This window comes from Microcoleus sp. B13-B6, from assembly GCF_036705405.1.
Taxonomy (GTDB): domain Bacteria; phylum Cyanobacteriota; class Cyanobacteriia; order Cyanobacteriales; family Microcoleaceae; genus Microcoleus.
This window is the reverse complement of sequence record NZ_JAUBUJ010000135.1, coordinates 1-17,906: the sequence shown is the minus strand read 5'-3', so window position 1 is coordinate 17,906 and position 17,906 is coordinate 1. Positions and strand designations below refer to the sequence as shown.

Genomic DNA, 17,906 nt, shown 5'->3' with positions numbered 1-17,906 from the left:
GGGTCATTTTTTAACGTTATATGCTTGCTATGTAAGCATTATAACCTATTTTTATCGTATTTTATGTTTAAGTCCCGATAATCGATATCGCCGGGATAAGGTTGAACAAGCCCTTGAGCGGTAGTCCCGCCAAAACCCAACATGGTCTTGAGCTTAGTACCTGCGGGTAAATTTACTCGTTGGGAAGCAAGCTCTCTACCAATATCGAATACAGCTCGTTTTTCGAGCGGTGCGATATTCCATGCAACAGAGCTACTACCATAAAAAGTTTGAAAAAGATTTTCGTAGTTGATTTCAAAGATTAATCTGCCTCCCTCCAGCTCAACGGGACTAACATTCACTTCATCTCCATATTTATCTCTTTGAACCTCAACTGAGATTTTTCTTAACAGTCCATCCCGTTGTCTAATAGGTCTTTCAAGAAGTTTGTCCACGTCGTTGGGATTGTCTGCTGTATCGCGCATTTCGACCAGCTCTGCGATCCTCTGGCTTAGCTCCTGCAACCTTTCCTTCTCATCTTCTTGGATACTCAAGCTTGCTGCCATTCCCCAAGGGCTTCCAGCCGTTGCGATCGGACTGTGCTTGCTATCAAACACACCGTAAGTAAACTGGTTGCGAGGCCAATCCCCCGTAACAATCCCATAGTCAGCAGCGATACTAATTGCTGGGTTAATATCGTCAATTGGAACGCTTTGGAATTTACTCGAGCTGACCGGACGGCTCGTGGCAGGATTGAAGTAAGGCGATTTGACACCTCTGTCGAGGTTGTCGATTTTAAAATCTCCAGGGTTTTCCAGAGTTCTGATAATTTCCTCGACATCGAAGACATAGACACCCCCGTCGCCGCTCAGGGTGGGGTAGGAAGCATAGAGGTATTTGTTATCGTTAGAAAGTACCAAGTCAGTGGTTGCCCCTTGCGGTATCGGTCGAGTCGCCGCCACCAGTTTCGGAGTGGGTCCAAACGGGTCTTTAATGATGCCGATATTGCTTCCTGCCCGCACCCCGTCTATGCTCTCAACTCCGGTTTGCGGACTGTCGTTTTTCGCGGCCACAAACGCATAGGACCCATCGCGCATCACCGTGACAGCCACCGCCCGATTGACATCAAAGTAATCTAGGGAACCGCCCATTAGGGGGTCACCCAAACTTAGCGCCGCATAATCGTTGGCAGTAGCGGCAAAGCTAGTGGGATCGTCGTTGGTAATTGTTAATACGCCAAAGCCCTTACTATCATTACTGGTGTTAGTAAAGGTCATCCGATTCGGCTCGGCGGTAGCAGCCATTCCCTGCACCCCAGCAAAAGTATTTACCACACCAATCTCCTGATGCCACTTGCGGGGGTTCTGGCTTGGATCGAGAGGTTGGTCTTCAGGATCGATATTCACCGCGATAATCTGGCTAGTTGGAAAGCCCGGTGCAGTGGCGAAGAGCTTGCGCCCGTCACTGCTAATAGCTATTTCATTTAACCCACCCGTTACTGAGCTTAGGGAGATAGTCTGGATGACCTGATGATATTCTTCGGAGAAGGGGTCGATGTCCAAAACATAAATGTTTCCTCGCTTCCCATCAGAGATGTAGGCATATTGGTTGCGGGGGTCGATGGCAATTGACCGAGGCGTTGCACCAATAGGCAAATCGATCGGGTTGATGCCGGGGGTATCTGGTTTGGTGTCCACCTGTTGCAACACCATCGGATCGACCAATGCCACACGACCAGACTGCTCCAGAGCCACGTAAACGCGGGTTCCGTCACTCGTCACAGCTAAGTCTCGCGGTCTGTCGATCGCGCCATCTCCCACAGGAATAGTAGAAAGCAGTAAATTAGAACTGCTAGAAGCTGCCACAACCGACTCGGGATCTGTACCGTCTAAAACTGCAACAGCATCAGCTCCTTTTAGCGCCGCAAAAACATACTCAGCTCCCGCGTCCAACCAAATGGGATTGCTGTTGTATTCGATCTCCTCATACACTGGTTCCGTCAGGTTCTGATCGACCAGTTGATTCTGCCGTCTGGATAAGGAAATGTAAGACTCACCCAAAACTACAGTATTAGGTACTTTAACTGCCACTTCAAACTGGTTGTCTCCCAAAGTTGCGCTAAGGTTGGGCAATATTGCCTGTTCGTAAACGCGATCGCCAACGTAGAATTTCACAACTAAGTCTTCGAGCCGGCTGCCCTTGGGATCGCCCAAATTGCTCGCCAGAACGTTACTGGCTTTGAGGAAAAGAATCGGTTCGTTACCCTCAAAGGGTTGATTGTTTTCGTCTTTGAACTTCAGAGAGGCTGCTTGAAGTTTAGGTGCGGCTGCGGAATTGGAAGCTGCTGGTGTTGGTATATTTAGGTTGGCTTCCAAAGTCGCAACGCCGTTTGAGTTTCGTTGGACGCCCAACTCAGTAACTATTGGCAATCCCACTTTAGGGATCGCGATTACTTTGACTGAAGAGATGTCGTAAGAAACTGTAAACCCAAAATTGGTGACAAAGTTGCTTGGATCGATCAACTGACCGATACCTCCCAAGGGGTCAATGATACCAAAAAATGCTAGGGGGAAATCGTAGTTAAGGGTGAGTTGACCTTTGACTAAGGTGGCATCTCCGGTGGGACTTGAATAGACAATTATATATTCGCCTGGCCTGACAACCCCTGGATAGGGTGGCGAGGAGGTACGAATTGTGCCGTCATCCCCAACTACACCAGATTCTTCTTGAAGCCAGATTGGTTTCCAGACACCAGTTTCATCCGGTAACGCACCCTTCCGCATGAAGTAGACCTCAGTTCCCGCAGGTAAGCCCTCTGGTGCTGGCACCGCTAATTGAACTGGCTGTTCCAGAGAGCTATCGCCAAAGTTCAAATTAAAAGCCCCGGCAAACTCAAATCCAGTCGGGACTGGCAGCGATAACTCGGAGCGATTTAAGGAAGCAATGCTGACATTTGTATCGCTGTTCAAAGCGCCGGGAGGCATCATCACCATAAGTTCTCCGTCGCTTGAGAGGACGACGCCGCCAGCAGCCCCCACGGTTGCAGGCCCGCTTCGCGGCGCTTCGACTCGCACTGGAATTGTTGCTTCTGCTGCACCGTAAATCGCAGTCACCGCAGCATCGCCAACGCCGACTGCTGTAATAGTGCCGTCGGGACTGACCCTCAAGATGTTGCTGTTGTTGCTAAAATAGCGCGTACCCGTACTGGCTGCGGTTAAGTTGACCTCGCTCAACCCAGGGTTCAAGCCGAGGGACAGTTTCCGGGTTGCGCCGGGTGTCAGGGAGACGGCATCCGGGTAGGGGTCTAGTCCGTACATTTCGGCTAGTATCTGATGCAATTGAGCGTCTGTTGTCGGTTGCGGCATCGCCCCAATGCGAATTGGGGTCACTGCTTGCAGGTTGTTTCTACTCGCGCTCAAAATCGAAGTGCCGTTGGTTAAACCTGTCACTTTCCCGGCTGCGTCTATTGGTGCTACTTCTGGATTTATTGAAGTGTAAGTTAAATAAGAATCTGGCAGCACTACACCTTTTTGGTCGGCAAAATCTCCGAGCACAACTAATTCCGTATTTTCTCCTGCATTGAGGATCGGATTTCGCTTCACAAAATCTAGATTCAGCAGGGGAACATCGCTGACGTTGACTGTCACCCGCGCGGGAGTTGAACTCCCAAAAGCGTCGCTGGCAAGGAAATCAAAGCTGGCAATTCCAGAGAAGCCGATTGCTGGTTTAAACGATGCTTTGTTCGTTAAGGGATTGAAAATTACAGTGCCGTTTACTGGATTGAGGACGCTAATTGTCAGGGGGTCGCCCTCTGCATCTGTGGCCTGATTGTCTAATGAAATAGTTGTCTCTAATTCTGTATAAGTCCGAGCGCTTGTCGGTGAAACAACGGGCGGATTGTTGTCAGAATTCGGGGGATTGGCTTCGGCGAGCAATTGTTGTCCTAACGGAGTATTGCGCCATTCTCTGTCAGGATTGATGACTGTATCTAGCAGCGGTGCGTTTCCTATTGCGCCACTAATTTTAAAGATTAGGTCATTGTAATCTCTGTCTGAGTTGGCGGCCGACATATCTTCGAGGGCAAAGGTGTTGCCGGTGCCGGTAATGTCGGCTATTTGTAGCAGATGAGCGGTATCGTTGGGATTGGCTGTGGCGATACTGAATAAGGGACGGTTTTCGGGGAACAAATTTCCCGAATATGAGGATTGGAAGGATGATTGTATTGTAGCGTTGGGGACTAACATGACGGCAAAGGTGTCGCCTGGTAGCATGGAGAAAGTTTTGATACCCTGATATTCGCCGCTGCCCCAATCCCCGTCGAACGGCATCGCACCGGTGAATTTGGCTCCTTCTTTCGAGTCGCTGATGACAATATGTCCGTCGGTGGAATTGCTTAAAACTCTACGGGATGCTTCGGCAATGAATTCTGGAGTTCCTGGTGTAAATGCTTCCATTCCTGCCAGGCTGAAAATTCCGAGTTCGCCTTCAAAGTAGCCGCCGTCAAATACATAGTCAAATCTGACTTGTCCTTGGTTATATACAAGGAAAGTGCCGGGGCTTGGTAAATTTGCTGTTGTTGTTATTGAGAGATTTGTTGGGGTATTGGTACTGCTTTGGAAGTTGCCAGTACGCTGTGTTGAATTGGGTTGACTGTCTGCAAGATTGTCAGGGAATTGACTGTCTGTAAGATTGTCGGAAAGTTTGCTGTTAGAGTTGAAAAATCGCGGTTTTGGTTCGTCAGAATTAATAGCAATTATTGGATAGATTTCAGTTGCTAATTCGGCTAGTGTGAAGGTGGCAGGGATGTTCGTATCGATTGTACCAGCCGTGAATTCTGCAACAGCGCCCGAATCTGTTTTTATCAGTAATTCTTCGTTTTGATTTTTGGCTGTTATTTCAGCAACCGGAAGAGTACGTTCAACCGTATCATCCGCTTTAGTTATGACAATTAAATCGGTTTTTGTCGGCAATTGTTCAGTTTTAAATTCGGCTACTATTTCAGGAAAAGCGGTGTCATATTCAATTACATCGACAGTTGTTTTTGTGCCAATAATTTCAGCGGTTTTTTGGTAGAATTGTTCTGCTTCTAATTCAGCGGTGGTTGCGGTAACAGCCCGATCATTTTTCTGTGTATCAGTAGCCTTTTCTGCGAGAACAACCTCAAGGATTTTGGTTAGCGATTTTGATGCAGGATTGTCAAGGGTATTATCAGTTTTTCTAGGCAATTCTTCGCCCCGATTATCGGCAATTTCAGCGGTTATCGCAGGCGATTGTGAAGCGATAGGAGTGGGAATCAGCGTAGTTGCAGCGGTTGATCGAGAAGCAGTACCGTTTGCACCATATTCGGCTTCAGCGGGCGATTGAGAAATCTGATTACTTGCAATTTTGTCGGTTTTAATTAATTCAGCATCGGCTGGCTGGCTGACAATAGATTCTGTTGATACTTGCTGACGGGGTGACAGGTTGCCTGAAAATCATACAGTCCGGCAATCCTAGACAAATCGCCTAGAAAAAGATAGGGTAAGAAAGCTTCTTACCCAAAAACACTTAAATGATACCAGAATTATATCATGCCCATTTGTTAGAAAAGCTGACACGTTCTCATTACTTATTGACAATTTTATTGATTCAAGTAGTGCAATCGATTAAAGAAGTCACATTGGAAAGCATAGCAACAAAACTAGCGATGCCCATTAAATTTGAAAGTAGAAGAAAAAAGATTCAGAGATTTTTATCGGAGGATGAATGGACTCTAGATAGTATTTGGTTGCCACTGGTGATTGGTTGGATTAAAGGTAGTGTCAAACAAAATAAGGTTGTATATTTAGCAATAGACCGAACCAAATGGCAATCAAATAATATTTTGATGGTTAGCATGATTTGGCGAAAAAGAGCTATTCCTATTTATTGGAAAGTCCTTGACAAACAAGGGAACAGCACATTGGAAAATAAACAATTCGTATTAACGCCAGTATTCGCCGCCTTATCAAATTATAAATTGCTCGTGTTAGGAGATCGTGAATTTTGTAGTGTTAGCCTGGCAAATTGGCTGAGGGAGAAGAAAGTAGATTTCTGTTTACGACTAAAAAAGAATGTTTGTATCAAGACGGAATTGGAGTTATGGACTGAACTAAAAATGCTAGGATTAGAGCAAGGAAATAGCTTTTTCAATCAAGAAGTAACAATCCGAAAAACCGCACCAGTTACGGGGTTTAATTTGGCAGGTAAGTGGCTGGGTAAATATCGAAATATTACTACAGAAGAACCTTGGTATATTCTGACAAGCTTGGCAAATATACAAGCAGCAGTTGATGCTTATGCAAAAAGATTTGGAATTGAAGAAATGTGAGCGAGACTTTAAGGGTGGAGGATATAACCTAGAAAGGACTAATCTCACGGGCGAGCGATTGAGTAAATTATTAATTCTGTTATCACTAGCATACTTGAAGAGTATAATCCAAGGGATAGAAATTAAGTCAAAGCAAGTTCAAGAATATCTAAGCAGAAAAACAGAAAGTCACAGAAAATATGCTAGACATAGCACTTTTTATATTGGACTTTGGGGTGAATCATGGGTCGATTTGATGTTTAGTAATTGGCAGGTTGTTGTTGAATTAATGTCTTTGTCTCCACATAAACTACCTAATTATCAACAAGGCATAAGAGCTATGAGGCTTATTCTATCAGCGTTATAGACGACTTGTCGCCCCGACAGTGATACTTGCGGTTCAATTCCTGAATTAAATTCATTAATGCTAGCGCTTGGTGTTTTTGGATTAGGGGTTATTTGTTCTATTTCTAGCGATTCTTGAGTTGGGGATTTACCAACTGTTGATGTTCCTGTTTTTGTAGATTCTTGATTTTTGGGTTGGCTAACAGTTAGTATTTCTGTTGGTGGCGATTGTTTGCTATCTGAGTTAGCGACTGTTGTTAGTTGAGGTTTTTGACTGTCTGACTCGGTAACTGTGGTTACTGTTGTTATTGGCAATTCTTTGCCATCTGGGTTAACAATGGTTGCTGCTGTTGGTTGAGGTTTTTGACTGTCTGAGTCGGTAACTATTACTGGTGATTGAGGTTTTTGATTGTCTGGGTTAGGAACATTTTCTACTGTTAGTTGAAGTTTTTGACTGTAATCGTCAGTGAGTGTTGCTGTTGGCTGAGGCTTTTGTTTGTCGGTATCGCTAGTTATTAATGATGTTTTTTCCTGCGATTTATCAGCCGAATTAGTAGCACTTGATTCTGCTGGAGATTTCGGCTCTGATTTATCCGATTCACCCTTCAGTTTTTGAATTAATTGGGAGTGAATTGCTGCGGATTTGGCGTCAACTAATTGGCTGAGGGGAATGATTTTAGATATAGCGCCCGTGACTCGGAATGTGATATCGTCGTAATCCCGATCGCTTCCTTGAATCAGCCCCATGTCTTCCATGACGAAGAGTTGCCCTTCTCCTGTAATGTCGGCAATTTGACCGATACTGAAGCCGTCGCTGGGATTGTCTGTAGCTATTGAAAATAGGGGTTTTTTGTCGCCGCCGATTGCGGGGTTGTCGTATACTTGCTGTACGGTGCCGTTGGGTACTAGCATGAAGAAGAATTTGTCCCCAGGCGTCATGGCAAATGTTTTTGTGCCGAGGTATTGCCCGGAATTGAGGTTTTCTGAGCTGTTAGGATCGGTGTAATATGCTCCTTCTAAATCGTCATCCATTGCGATGTAGCCCTTTGTCGAGTTGCTTAAAGCTCGACTTGCTGCTTCTTTGATGAACGCCTCGGAACCGGGAACGAATTTTTCCATTCCGAGTAGGCTGACGATGGCTAGTTGTCCGCTATACCAGCCGCCGTCGGATGTGAATTGTATGCCGATTATTCCTTTTTCATCGACACTGAATGCGTTTGAGTCAAAGTTGATGTTGGTTGGGGGAGTTGAGGTTTGATCTGGTTCTGGGGTTGAGGTTTTATTGGGTTCTAGATTAGTGGCTGTATCTAAGTTTTTGGTGGTGGAGATTTCGGTAGGTGAAGTTTTGTTGGGTTCGGATTTGTCAGTCGTTGATGTAGTCGCAACTGAGGTTTTGTTGGATTCTGATTTATCAGAAGCTGACGCAGTTGCAGGTGATGTTCGATCTGGTTCTGATTTATCAGAAGCTGACGCAGTTGCAGGTGATGTTCGATCTGGTTCTGATTTATCAGTCGTTGATGTAGTTGCAGGTAATGTTCGATCTAGTTCAGGGTTTTCAGTGGCTGAGGCAGTTGCGGGTGATGTTGTATTTTCTCCTGAATTGTCAGACGTTGATGCAGTTGCCGGTGATATTTTGTTTGGTGATGACTCGAAGAAGAGTGTAGTCTCTGATGATAAAGGCGTTTGGTGTTCTTCGGGTTTTGAAGTCGTTTCAGCGGTAGCGGGTAATGGCGTTTTGTCGGAAGCTTTTTCGCTCGTGGTAGATGCAGTTACAACTGGTAATGTTTTGTCCGAATCTTGTTCTGATTTTGTGGAGGCGGTTGGCGATAATTGTGTTTTATTTTCCAGCAATTGATCGGGAACAGCGGTTGTAGCTTCTGTGGTTTTATTTAGTTCTGAGTTGCTAATTGACGAGTTGACTGGAGGTATGTCAGTCGCAGATTTATTAGAATCAGAAGAAACGTTATTTGAGGCAATTCGATTTGGGTTGGTTAGGGGGTCTCCTAAGTCCGAGTCGAGTTTACCAATTAGGGGGTCAACTTCAGAATTTGTTGTATCCCTGAGAGTGCTGTTAGTTATCAGAGGGCTGGTGTTGGTAGAAGGTATGCTGTTAATATCGGAGGCTTTATTAATAATAAAAGCATCAGCTTCTGTTCGACTGAATTCGGATGCGGGCCCGCTTGCGGGTTCTATTAAGTTAAGTTGTTCGGGGTTTTGAGAAGAGCCCGGAGTTTGATCTAATAAGGTTTTGTTAGTCTGAATTTCCGGCCGTTGTGGGGCGAAAGTTGGGGCAAGTCCGGGAATTAAGGATTCCATTTCTGTTAAAGGTTCTCTAATCTGGTCGGTTAAAGGCACTCGCTCGCGCTCCTTGAGAAATGGTTAATTTCTTTTAAATCATTATTCAGCGGTTGCTCATCATTATCGGCTCGGCTCGATGATAAAGATATTCGGGAAAATACATAATTTTAGAGCTTTTTTGGGTGTTGCTAGTCTGTTGGATTTCCAGTATATTTACTGGTAGTTTTTCAACTTATGCTAAATCTTTATGAAGGTAAGTTTTTTCAGGCAGGAAAATACTTAAATAACCGATCGCACACAGGGTCTCTCTTTGTTACCATCGGCTTGAATTATTATTAATCTGAGATGTTGCACCAATATCAATAAGGGGCTTTTTTGTAGGTGGGGGCGGGTTTATTTAACCTGTCTGCACCCCTTAAAGCTTTTGGTGAACCCGCGCCTACAGGTTTTTGATTGCGGGTGCAATATCTGGGATCGATACTCACCCCGTCAGGAAATCGAGCTCTTGCTTAACGATGGTTGACCCTGGATCGCAACTGCGCCCTCTACAGTTAATTTTCAGTCCCTTCCCTGTTCAAAACTTTCCTTCCCCGAACCCTTCCCCTTGCTCTCCGCTTCCTGTAAAGTAAATAATTGTAAAGAAATATGAGTTTTCTCTTATCCTCTGGTTAAGACCGCCAGCTAGCATTCACAATTAAGACCCGGATTATAAGTTCCTATGTCACAGCTTTTCCCGCGAAAATTTCTAGCCTCTGTTGCCGCATTTTTTCTGGCTTTGTCTGTGTGGACGATCGCACCTGCGGCCCACGCTTTCAATAATCCCGATTTGTTGCCGTCAACTCAGACGCCGATCATTGACTTAGCTAAAGCCCTCACGGATATTGAAGAACAAACTTTGGCAAAAAATTTAAAGGCATTTGAAGCCGAAACCGGCTGGAAACTGCGAGTGCTGACTCAGTACGATCGCACGCCCGGTTTGGCTGTCAAAAGTTATTGGGGGCTAGATGACAAGAGTGTGTTGCTAGTTGCTGACCCCCGAGGGGGCAATTTGCTCAATTTTAATGTGGGCGACTCGCTGTATCCGCTGCTGCCGCGCACTTTTTGGGTGGAACTGCAAACCCGCTACGGTAATCAATTTTTTGTGCGGGACAATGGGGAAGATCGAGCGATTATTGAATCTTTGGAGTCCATAGAAGGCTGTTTGCGTCAGGGCGGATGCCGCGTGGTTCCGGGTTTGCCGAGGGAACAGTGGGTTCTGACGTTAATTACGTCGGTGGTTGGCGGCGTCATCTGCGGGTTTGCGGCTCAGCCTCGGAAGCCGGGACAGGTTGTGGCTTGGCAGTGGGCGCTGATTTTTTCGCCGCTGTGGGGCATTCTGTTTTTCGCTTTCGGACTTGGGCCAGTGGTGACTCGGACTTCTGACTGGTTGCCTGTGGTTCGGAATGTGTCTGGTTTTGCGATCGGAGTTTTGGTGGCATTCCTGACTCCGGTGTTGGGCAAATCTTCTTCGTCGTCGGAAACTTAGTTGTCAGTTGGCAGTTGGCAGTTGGCAGTTGGCAGTTGGTAGATTTTACTCAACAGTCAACGAATGACTAAAAGCTGGTAAGCTGATACCTGACAACTCACAGGCGACAGCTATCCAACAAATGGAATGGCACGTAAGCGATGCCCAGAGTCTGGGATTAATCGATAACGAAATTGGCGACCACGGTTTTTCAGCGGCGGAGTACGAAATAGTCCGCCGCGTGATTTATGCGACTGCTGATTTTGAGTACAAGTCTTTAATTAGTTTTTCCGATCAGGCTTTGCAAGCTGGGGCGGCGGCTTTGGCTGCTCGGACTACGATCGTGGTAGATGTGCCGATGGTGCAGGTGGGCATTACGCCCTTGATCCAAAGTACCTTTGCGAATCCGGTTTACTGTTCGATGGAGGCTTTGACGCGCCCCCAAAGGGAAAGGACGCGGGCGGCTTGGGGGATTGAAACTTTGGCAAGACGCTATCCTGAAGGGATTTTTGTGGTGGGCCAGGCTCAAACTGCTTTGTCGGCGATCGTAGATTTGATTGAATCTGAGGAAATTCGGCCGGCTTTGGTAATTGGAACTCCTTCTGGGTTTGTGGGGGTGGACGTGGCGAAGTCGCGGCTGCACGATTCGATGATTCCTCACATTCGGATTGAGGGCCGCAAGGGCTCTGCCGTGGTAGCTGTGGCTATTGTTAACGGGCTGGTGGATTTGGCTTGGCAGGCTTACGGCCAAGAGGGGAATAGTTGAGCGATAAGTCAGCAGTCATTAGTCATTAGTTATTAGTCGTTCTGGATTATTTCGATCAGTCTTGCGGTTAATTAACCAACTTTCAAATGATCGTTGACTTTCACTGCTGCGTCGGCCGGCTAGCAAACCTTCAACTCCAATATGTTCGTCTAAATCAACCCATTCAATGGCATAACCATCTCCAAGTAGCTGCCAATTATGTCTTTCCTCCGGAGTACCGTGCAACAAACGGGGATACCAAGCTAAGGGCACGCTCAAACTGCGACCATCAACTAAGTCCACAATTACTTTTTCATCTGTCACCGTGACTTTAATTACGAGGGGTTCTGTTTCAAGGATCAAAGTAGTCATGCCAAGCCTCCAACAATATTTGTTCATATTCCTCTACAAGACGAGCAATCTGGTTTAATTCATGCTCTTTGAAGCCTCGATTTTTTTCTAGAGATACAGGATTCATCCAAAATTTGGCAAGTTGCCGATCGCGTTTAACATGAATGTGGGCTGGTTCGCCTCGATCGGAACTAAAAAAGATGAAACTGTAGGGGCCAACCTGAAGAACCGTAGGCATTAGCTGCTATCTTGTGAATTTTGTCCTAAGTTTAACTTGCGATCGCTCTTAAATTTGTCGCTACTATCCATATTAATAATCAGCGGGCGATCGCCTTTTTACATCTCTACTTTGATTAGTGCGATCGCGGTCTTTTTTCCTACCTTTTTTAATCTGTTGGCTCATTTCTACAAACAAATCTCTGCGTAAATAAGGATAGTCGCTCACCCACACGTCGCGGCTGGGAATATAAATATCTGAAACTTTGGCAATTCTGCCTAAATCTTCTTGATTTGACATGATTAACATTAAAGCAGCTTGGCCGGGGACAATTCCTTGGTGATCTTTCCGCAAGGGAGCTCGAAGTGTAGTAGTAAATCCGGTTTTGTCACCAACTTCTAAGTTGATGCGCGGTTCTAGGTTGTCAACTATTACGAGTTGTCCTTTTTGATTGACTGTTTCTTCTTGACTTGTGACTTCATCTGTAATATATATATCCAAAACTCGTCCTTGCCAAAAACCGCAGTATTGATATTTGCGGCATTCTGCATTCCGCAAACTCGCCCACAAAATCGGCCCCCACAGCCAGTACAAACCAGCTATCAATCCGGTGATTAAAACTAGCGGCCCGACATCGGAACCGACGAAGTTATAAACTACCAGGAGGAAAACTACGCTGACTGCCGAGATTAACATTCGCCTCAAAAAATCGGGCGGTTTTCCCCAGATATATTTGTATTGCGCTCCCGTGGCGACGGCGGGAATTAGTTCTTGAAAGGTTTCGCGGGTTAAGGGAATTAGCATAATTAGTCAGTTGGCAGTTGGCAGTTGGCAGTTGGCAGTTGGCAGTTGGCAGTTGGCAGTAGTAACAAGTTACCAATTACCAATTACCAATTACCAATTACCTACAGTATTTTTTCCAGGCCGTAAACGAGCGATCGCAATTCAAGGACTTTGCGTATAGACAGCAAGACTCCTGGCATATAACAAGCTCGATCGCTCGTATCGTGTCGTAAAGTATAAACTTGACCGGCGCCACCAAAAATTACTTCTTGGTGGGCAATTAAACCGGGTAAACGGATGCTGTGAATGCGAATCCCTTCATCGGCCACTGAACCCCGAGCACCGGCTAATTTTTCGGTTTCCTCAACTTCTGGCAGATTGAAAGTTTTTCCCATTTCTGCTAACATTTGGGCAGTTTGAATTGCCGTACCGCTGGGAGCGTCGGCTTTTTGATTGTGGTGGAGCTCGATAATTTCTACGTGTTCAAAATACTGAGATGCCGTGACGGCGGCTTGTTGGAGCAACACCATGCCGATCGAGAAATTGGGTACGATCAAACAGCCGATGCTCGCTTTGTCAGCAAATTCAGCTAAGTTTTCAATTTGCTTGCTGCTCAATCCGGTAGTGCCGACTACTGGGCGAATGCCGTAAGCTATGGCCGATCGCACGTTTTCATAAACTGACGAAGGGTGTGTAAAATCTACCATCACCCCTAACTGCTTTTCCTGAGATGCTAATACCAGCATTCCTTGCAAGTCGTCAGTGATGGGAACTTCTAACGGGCCGCATCCGGCTAATTCCCCGGCATCGGCGTTGAGGCACTCAGGAGAGCGGTCTACAGCCCCAAATAAGGTCATGTCACTAGCATGGGCGATCGCCTTAATTACTTCGCGGCCCATTTTGCCGGCTGCACCGTTAACAATCACCGGAATGGGAAGTTGATTCGCCATAATCTCAAAAATATCCTGAAAGTTCGATCGACTAAATTTTAACGCTTGTGCGAATTTGGGGAAACAAGGATTGACCCTCCCCTGGCTAAAGCCGAGGGGATTCTAAGAGGATGTTACGAAACGGGATAAATCCGCGCTTCTTCACATTTTCTCTCTAGTTTCAGAAGATTAATCCTTCTTGGGGCAGTCAATGACCCCCTAGACACTCCGGCAAAGCCATTGTGCTTACTTTTCCTTCCGATATTTGCTGAACCATTCAAGTCACTGTTAACCAGATGTTTCTCTTTTGTCCGATACAATCCTCGCTTAATTCGTTTACCAGAGAACTGGTAATTCTTAGGATTGTCGGCATTGTAAACAGGTACTTCATCACCATCGATAGCACTTGCTTTGCTGGTATACGACTCTTCCTGTTCGGTGTAAACCAATCCGTATCGCTCACACAGCGATCTCAACTTAGAACGCAAAGAATAAAACGGGATTTGTACAAAGTTCTGGTTGTTGCACTTTCCGATGTTGATTTCCTGTTTGATTCCAGGATTATAACCAACAATCAGTTGTGCAATCTGGTTATCAATGCAGTGGTTGACTATAAACCGTGCTGCCTTGTTCAGGTAATCTCTCACCTGATTATTGCGCCTTACCACCAGCTTTACTTGCTGGTTGGTAATACCTTTAATTCCCTGCTTATCCTTGATGGATTGCAGACAAGCATTGCGTTTGTTGTACCACTGGTTAATCGATTTAATTGGTTTGCCATCCACCAGGAAGGATGCCCCATTGGTATCAACACAAGCAGCAAGGTTGTCTACTCCCAAATCAATGCTAATCGCACTACTGGGATTGACTTCTACGGGTTCTGGTTCTACTTCGTTGATAAATTCAACCTCGAAGTATCGACCGTTGTATTTGGGGTGAATGCGAATCTCTTTGAGGGATTCGTAGTTAATGCGGTCTGGAAAGTTGATCCAAACTTCCCCAAACTGTTTCTTGAATTGATTGGACATGGGTATCCGAAACTTGCCGTCTTTGATGACCAGTCTCGGTACTTTTGTCTTGTCCTTACGGGTAGACAACCCGCAAGGGATTATCAGCAAGAAGTAGCCGTCTGTTGGCAAGTAGTGAGGAAGCTTAACTCGCTGTTGGTAGCTTCCCTCCCTAACTGCACTAATCAATCCGTAGAAGCTTTTGAATATTCGGTCTACTACCTTCAGTGTCTGTTGAGCAATATCAGTGTTCAGCAACTGGTAGTTCTCGTTAACCTTACACTGGTGGTAGTTCGACTCGTAGCGCAGGTGCTTACGCTCCTGAAAGAAGTATTGTCGAACTGTGTAAAGCCCTACGTTGTAGAGGTTCTTACTCAGTCGGCACAATTCCTTGAGAGCCAAAAACTCGGACTTATTCAGTTCTCGCACTTGGTTCTTCTGGGTCAGGTACATAACCATCTTTTCGCTACTGTTATAAGTATACAGCGAAATGCCAGGATAAATCCTGCCTATCCCTTTTCCTCCCTGGTCTAAAGACGCAGGGTTTCCAACGAGGATTTTCTATGAAAGACAGGACTGGTGGGTAAATCTTGAGAAACCCGGTTTCCCATCCCAGAAATACTTTGCCAAATCGAGTAATTAGCTTAAAGAAACTCGGTTGTGGCACAAGTTCTGAAAAAATTACATTCAATCTCATATTAAGCTCAATTCTGTTAGAACAGACTTGTGCAAAGCTAATTTGCACCGACATATTTTTTCTGTGACTGCCAAATTCTCTCGAAATCTTCGATATGTCATGTCTGTGGCAACTGGCCTCAACCTGAGTTCTCAAAACCGACGGGTCAGGATTTTGCCTGCAATGCTTGTGGGCGCGACTGTAACGCTGCTGAATATGGGAGTTCGGCAGTTGGGAGGCCTGCAAAGCTGGGAGTTGGGGAGTTTTGACTCGTTAGTGCGCTTGCAGCCAGATTCCGGCCCCGATCCGCGGCTGCTGGTAGTGGAAATTTCTGAAGCCGATATTCAAGCTTTGGGGAGATTTCCGATTTCCGACAAGACGATCGCTCAAACCTTGGCAAAACTGCAAAAGTATCAGCCAAAAGTCATCGGTTTGGATTTGTACCGGGATTTGCCTCAAGCGCCGGGACACCAAGAATTGCTGGCAGGGCTGAAAGCACCGAATGTGGTGGCGATCTATAAATTGAGCGATTCAGAAAGTCAGGGAGTGCCGGCGCCTCCGGGGATACCGCCCGATCGGGTTGGTTTTAACGACTTCGTGCTCGATCCTGATGGTGTTGTACGCCGCAATTTGCTCTCAGTCTCGCAACCAGACAAAAAGATTGCTTTATCGTTTTCTCTGCAAGTGGCTTTGCTGTATCTCAAAGACAGAGTACAGCAGAAAAATAGCGCTGTTCATCCCCACCAAATCAACTGGGGAAAGGCAGAATTTGTACCTTTAACTTCTGACAGTGGTGGCTATGCAAATCTCGACGCCAAAGGCTACCAAATTCTGCTCAAATACCGTTCTGCGAACGAGGTGGCGCGACAAGTCAGTATCAGGCAGGTATTGAAGGGAGAAATTGAACCAAGCTGGGTTAAGGACAAGATTGTGTTGATCGGGACGACGGCACCGAGTACCAGAGATTTGTTTTTGTCGCCTTACAGCCCGGTTAAAAAGCAAAGTCCGAAAATGCCGGGGGTGTTGCTGCACACGCAAATGCTCAGCCAAATATTGAGTGCGGTTTTGGATGGACGATCGCTGTTTTGGGTGTGGCCAGAATGGGCGGAAATTTTGTGGAACTGTGCTTGGGCGATGGTTGGCGGGGTTTTGGCTTGGCGGATTCAGCATCCTGGGAGGGCGGGATTGGCTGGGGGTGCTGCATTGATGGGACTTTTGGGGATTAGTTATGGGATTTTTACTGGGGGTGGGTGGGTGCCGCTGGTGTCGCCGGCTTTAGGTTTGGTGGTGACTGGTGTGGGTGTCAGTGCTTACAGGAAGCTTTACGATGCTTTTCACGATTCTCTGACGGGTTTGCCCAACCGGGATTTGTTCGTGGATTGCCTGGGGCGGGCGATCGCCAATACTAGGGGCCGGCGCAGCTATCTGTTTGCGGTGCTGTTTCTGGATTTAGACAGGTTTAAGGTGATTAATGATTCTTTGGGTCATTTGGTGGGGGACGAACTGCTGATGGCGGTGGTGCTGCGGTTGAGGGCAAGTATTGGTCGTGCAGATACTGTGGCGCGGGTGGGGGGTGATGATTTTGCGATTTTGGTGAGGAATGTTGATGTTGCTAGTGCGGTGGATTTGGCCACTCGAATTCATCAAGCTTTAATTGTACCTTTTGAGTTGAAGGGGCAAGAGGTGTTTGTGACTGCGAGCATCGGGATTGCCCTGGGGGGCGAACCCGCTGCTACTGTCAGGGAACAGCCCGAACACTTGCTGCGGGACGCCCACACGGCGATGTACCGGGCGAAGGCTTTGGGGACGGGAAGGTATCAGGTGTTTAATGCTTCGATGCACGATTTGGCGGTGGAGAGGTTGCAGTTGGAAACTGATTTGCGGATGGCCCTCAAGCGTCGGGAATTTTTGCTGCACTACCAGCCGTTTGTATCTTTGGCAAGCGGGAGGATTATTGGGTTTGAGGCTTTGGTACGCTGGCAACACCCGCTGCGGGGTTTGATTCCGCCGATGAAGTTTATTCCGGTGGCTGAGGAAACGGGGGCAATTGTGCCGCTGGGTGAGTGGGTGTTGGAGGAGGCTTGCCGGCAGTTGGGGCTTTGGGAGGGAATGTTTGATTTCGATCGACCTTTGATTATGAGTGTAAATTTATCTGGGAAGCAGTTTGCCCAGCCGGATTTGGTCGATCGCATTCAGGTGATTTTGGAAACAACGGGTTTGAGTGCCGAGACTTTGAAGTTGGAGATTACTGAGAGTGTGGTGATGGATGATGTGGAGTCGGCGATCGCGGTTTTGAAGCACATGAAGGAGCTTAATGTCAAGTTGGGAATTGATGATTTTGGCACGGGTTATTCGTCGTTGAGTTATTTAAGTCGGTTTCCTACGGATACTTTGAAGGTTGATAAGTCGTTTGTGGGGCGGATGGAGATCGAAAGCGAGGGGGAGAATGTGGCGATCGTGCGGACGATTGTGGCGCTGGCTCATGCTTTGGGTATGGATGTGATTGCTGAGGGTGTGGAGACGGCGGCACAATTAGCTAGGTTGAGGTCGATCGGCTGCGAATATGGTCAGGGTTATTTTTTTGCTAAGCCGTTACCGAGCGAGGCTGCGACTGCTTTGATGGCTTCCGAGCCGCAGTGGTAGTTGTGGGTTTTTAGTTATTAGTTATTGTATAGCCTTTCGAGCTCTCATATGAGGTACTCATGGGCATAGGGCATAGGGCATAGGGCATAGGGCATAGGGCA

General features: G+C 46.6%; 11 protein-coding genes. 4 read left to right on the top strand and 7 right to left on the bottom strand.

The features are described 5' to 3' along the window. Positions 1-38: 38 nt before the first annotated feature. Positions 39-5,204, bottom strand: coding sequence for a DUF4114 domain-containing protein (locus QUB35_RS35390; RefSeq protein ID WP_333147176.1), 5,166 nt, complete (start codon positions 5,202-5,204; stop codon positions 39-41). A gap of 326 nt (positions 5,205-5,530) precedes the next feature. Between QUB35_RS35390 and QUB35_RS35385 the strand changes: the two genes are divergently transcribed. Continuing rightward, positions 5,531-6,328: an IS4 family transposase gene (locus QUB35_RS35385; RefSeq protein WP_333147173.1), complete on the top strand. Its 798-nt coding sequence runs from the start codon at positions 5,531-5,533 to the stop codon at positions 6,326-6,328. 300 nt (positions 6,329-6,628) lie between these two features. Here QUB35_RS35385 and QUB35_RS35380 read toward each other — a convergent pair whose 3' ends face one another. After that, the gene (locus tag QUB35_RS35380; RefSeq protein WP_333147171.1) at positions 6,629-9,007 is read right to left on the bottom strand and encodes a DUF4114 domain-containing protein; all 2,379 of its coding nucleotides are present in this window, start codon (positions 9,005-9,007) and stop codon (positions 6,629-6,631) included. Between the two features lie 661 nt (positions 9,008-9,668). On the opposite strand from QUB35_RS35380, the gene QUB35_RS35375 reads away from it, so the two are divergent. Continuing rightward, a complete protein-coding gene (locus tag QUB35_RS35375; protein ID WP_015179020.1) occupies positions 9,669-10,475 on the top strand; it encodes a TPM domain-containing protein in 807 nt (268 codons plus the stop codon). Positions 10,476-10,596: 121 nt separating this feature from the next. Continuing rightward, positions 10,597-11,220 (top strand): precorrin-8X methylmutase, encoded by a 624-nt coding sequence (locus tag QUB35_RS35370; protein WP_333058319.1) that lies wholly within the window; start codon positions 10,597-10,599, stop codon positions 11,218-11,220. A gap of 18 nt (positions 11,221-11,238) precedes the next feature. Here the strand turns inward: QUB35_RS35370 and QUB35_RS35365 are convergent, their stop codons facing one another. From QUB35_RS35365 to QUB35_RS35345, 5 genes are all read right to left on the bottom strand, one after another. Further along, complete coding sequence (locus tag QUB35_RS35365) at positions 11,239-11,571, bottom strand: DUF2442 domain-containing protein (RefSeq protein WP_333147168.1); 333 nt, start codon at positions 11,569-11,571, stop codon at positions 11,239-11,241. Further along, positions 11,552-11,788, bottom strand: coding sequence for a DUF4160 domain-containing protein (locus tag QUB35_RS35360; protein WP_333107757.1), 237 nt, complete (start codon positions 11,786-11,788; stop codon positions 11,552-11,554). Before QUB35_RS35360 ends, QUB35_RS35365 begins: the two co-directional genes overlap by 20 nt. Before the next feature lie 72 nt (positions 11,789-11,860). Then, positions 11,861-12,571 (bottom strand): phosphate ABC transporter permease, encoded by a 711-nt coding sequence (locus tag QUB35_RS35355; protein ID WP_333147166.1) that lies wholly within the window; start codon positions 12,569-12,571, stop codon positions 11,861-11,863. Between the two features lie 101 nt (positions 12,572-12,672). Beyond that, the gene (dapB, locus tag QUB35_RS35350; RefSeq protein WP_333147164.1) at positions 12,673-13,500 is read right to left on the bottom strand and encodes a 4-hydroxy-tetrahydrodipicolinate reductase; all 828 of its coding nucleotides are present in this window, start codon (positions 13,498-13,500) and stop codon (positions 12,673-12,675) included. A 113-nt stretch (positions 13,501-13,613) separates the two neighbouring features. Then, a complete protein-coding gene (locus QUB35_RS35345) occupies positions 13,614-14,945 on the bottom strand; it encodes a transposase (RefSeq protein ID WP_333147162.1) in 1,332 nt (443 codons plus the stop codon). A 337-nt stretch (positions 14,946-15,282) separates the two neighbouring features. Here QUB35_RS35345 and QUB35_RS35340 point away from each other — a divergent pair, with 337 nt between their 5' ends. Continuing rightward, positions 15,283-17,805 carry an EAL domain-containing protein gene (locus tag QUB35_RS35340; RefSeq protein ID WP_333147160.1) on the top strand — a complete coding sequence of 841 codons (2,523 nt, stop codon included), beginning with the start codon at positions 15,283-15,285 and terminating at the stop codon, positions 17,803-17,805. Positions 17,806-17,906: the final 101 nt, after the last annotated feature.